A 3,151-nucleotide genomic window follows, 5' to 3' on the forward strand; every position below is an offset into this window, starting at 1 on the left:
GAGATACGTTCCGCCAACTGCGCCTTCTGGCCAGCGCGTGCCTGCCGGCGGAACTCGAAGAGCGACTGCTCTCCGGCCATTGTTCCGCTGACATCCGGATCGTCCCGCCGAGACATCAGCGACGGCGGAAAACCGATGGCGTCCGCACCATCGCGCTCGGCCTTGAGACGTGCCAGGCGGGCATCGAGTTCATCCGCGCTCTTGGTGACAATGGCCAGATTGGCGCGGGTGACTGTTTCATCCAGATGAATCAGAACCTGTCCCGCTTGCACGGCATCGCCTTCGCGCACGAAGATTTGGCCGACCACGCCGCCCGTCGGATGCTGCACCTTTTTGACGCTGGAATCGACAACCAGCTTTCCCGATCCAATGACCGCGCCAGAGAGGTCGATCACGGCGGCAAGGCTGCCCGCTCCACCGACCAGTAGGATGGAGGTCGCAATGCCGCCAAGCAGATAACGTCGAATGGCCCGGTCGACCACCGATGTCGCCCTCTCCGGCATCAGAGCGCCGCCTCTTCAGGACTTGGGACAACTTTCAACGGAACGCTGATGGGACGGGTCACATTGGTCATGATCTCATTCTTCGGGCCAAAGGCCTGAATGCTGCCGTTCGTCATGACAAGGATCTGGTCAAGACTTTGCAATGCACTCGGGCGATGCGCCACCACGATGGCCATGCCGCCTCTGTCGCGCACGCCTTGGATCGCCGCCGTCAAGGCGGCTTCGCCATCGGCATCGAGATTGGAATTCGGCTCGTCGAGTATGACAAGAAACGGATCGCCATAGAGAGCACGCGCCAAAGCGACCCTCTGTCGCTGGCCCGCCGAAAGCGCCGACCCGGCCTCGCCAATGCGCGTTTCATAACCTTCAGGCAGGTGAACCACCAGATCATGAACACCGGCGGCGCGCGCAGCGGTCAGTATTTTGTCCGAGGGGGGCCGGGGTTCGAAGCGAGCTATGTTCTCGGCAATGGTGCCGTCGAACAGCTCGACATCCTGCGGCAGATAACCGACATGCTTGCCTAGGTCTTCCGACGACCACTGGTCGAGCGTCGCACCGTCGAGCCTGACGGTACCGCGCACTGGCAGCCAGACGCCGGCGATGGCTCTGACGAGCGAGGATTTTCCCGAAGCGCTCGGACCGATGATGCCGAGGCCGGCGCCCTTCTCCAGCACGAAGCCCGCATCCTGGACGACAAGGCGGCGCTCGCCCGGCGGCGCCACACTGATGCGCTCTACCGAGAGGCGAAACGACGGCGGCGGCAGCGAGACAGTTGTTGCAGCCTCGGGCAGCAGCCCCAGAAGGTGGGTGAGGCGGGCCCCGGCCTGGCGGGCGCTGACGAAGCTCTTCCAATGCACGATCGCGAGTTCAATCGGTGCCAGCGCCCGGCTCATTATGATCGAGCTGGCAATCATGATGCCTCCTGTTGCCTCCTGATGGATGACGAGCCAGGCGCCGATCGCCAGGATGCCGGATTGAAGCATCATGCGCACGACTTTCGAAATCGTTCCGAGCGTCCCCGCCAAATCGCTCGCCTTGGCATTCGTCTTGAGATAGTCGTCGTTGACGGCAGACCAGCGATCGGCAATGCGTGGGCCAAAACCCATTGCCTGAAGCACCTCGACGTTGCGGCGTGTCGCTTCCGCCAGTGTGTTGCGCGAAGCGGCCTGGCTGTTAGCACGTTTCGCCGTCTCCCTCGTGCGTAGTTCCGCCAGTAAGGTCAGGGCAAACAGAATGATGGCGCCCAAGAGCGCGGTCATGCCGATCCAGAAATGGAACAGGAAACAGATTGCGAGATAAAGCGGCATCCAGGGCAGGTCGAACAGCGCGGTCGGCCCAGCGCTCGACAGGAACGATCGGACCTGATCGAGGTCCCGCAATGACTGCAAGCCATCGCCGGGAAGCTTCGTGCGCAACGGCAGACGCATCAGTGCGGTGTAGACCTGCCCGCTGAGCCGCGCATCGAGCGCCATGCCGATACGCACCAGCAGCCGCGATCGGATCAGCTCAAGAACGCCCTGGAAGAGGAACAGCGTGCCCGCAAACAAGCAAAGGCCGACAAGCGTCGGCACGCTGCGGCCGGGGATGACGCGATCGTAGACCTGCAGCATGAAGAACGAGCCGGTCAGCGCCAGGACATTGACGACCCCGCTCATCAAGGCGATGCCGGCGAATGCCCGCCGAAAGGAAGCCAATACGGCCGTGAGCGTTGTTCGCGGCGGCTCAGAAGGGCGGGAGTGAGACATCGTCCTTCACCTCGGGCCTAGTGCGGCGGCAAGCGGCAATGAACGCGTTCGAGACCAGTTGGTGAAGGATGTCGGTTTCACTCCATCTTCCAGCATGGCACCTAGATGAACCAGTCATTCAGCGCGTAGGCATGAACATAGTCGACGTGCATTTCAGAAGGGGTGGCAAGCCCGTCGGCGGGCGCTCCCGCCATGCCGCCGACAGCCTGGTCGACCAGCATATACATTGGCTTGTGCATGTCGGCAGGCGTTGGTGCGCGGGCAACTTCGACATCGTCGAAATACCAGACCAGTTCGCTTGGGGTCCAAAGCACCCCATATTTGTGGAACCCTGCGGTATCCGCTGCATATACGGTCGAGGTCACTTTTGTATGCGACCCCGTGGCATTCGAGTGGCTGGTCAGGGTGAGCTTGTTGGGATCCTGGCCGATCATCTCCACTGCGTCCAGTTCCGGCGGCCAGGAGCCATCCGCCGGAAGAAGCCAGAAGGCCGGCCATGCACCCTGCTTTTCGGGCATGTCGGCTCGAATTTCGAAATAGCCGTAGGTCTGTGCGAAGGAATGGTAGGTCGTCAGCAGACCTGACGTGTAATCATAGTTGTTTATGTAGGGCTTGATCGCATCGGGAGCCCGGGCGGCCGTAATGGTGAGAACACCGTCCTGTACGCTGAACGGGTTGACCGAACTCGTGGGGGCGTAGCTGGTGTCGATATACCACTGAAGCTCGCTGTTGGTGGTGAGCGAGCTGCCGTTCGGAGCACCCCACCAGAAGTTCGTATCCCAGGTCCCGCTAGAACCGCTGTGCAGGTTCAACGTATTGAACTCGTCCGAGAAGGTGAGCGTCAGATGCGACTTGTCCAGGGCGAGATCGAACTGGTTGGCGCTGAACTGGTCGATGGTCTTG

At 61.5% G+C, this 3,151-nt stretch carries 3 protein-coding genes; all 3 read right to left on the reverse strand.

The features are described from left to right. A partial coding sequence (locus EN879_RS29650; RefSeq protein WP_127274438.1) for a biotin/lipoyl-binding protein occupies nt 1-503 on the reverse strand: 503 nt, incomplete at its 3' end. Beyond that, nucleotides 503-2,248: a type I secretion system permease/ATPase gene (locus tag EN879_RS29655; RefSeq protein ID WP_063170807.1), complete on the reverse strand. Its 1,746-nt coding sequence runs from the start codon at nt 2,246-2,248 to the stop codon at nt 503-505. The genes EN879_RS29650 and EN879_RS29655, both read right to left, overlap by 1 nt. A gap of 101 nt (nt 2,249-2,349) precedes the next feature. After that, nucleotides 2,350-3,151 (reverse strand): glycoside hydrolase family 16 protein (locus EN879_RS29660; RefSeq protein ID WP_164774659.1); only part of this gene is annotated, 802 nt, incomplete at its 5' end.

It is taken from the genome of Mesorhizobium sp. M7A.F.Ca.AU.002.02.1.1 (assembly GCF_003998535.1).
Classification (GTDB): Bacteria; Pseudomonadota; Alphaproteobacteria; order Rhizobiales; family Rhizobiaceae; genus Mesorhizobium; species Mesorhizobium ciceri.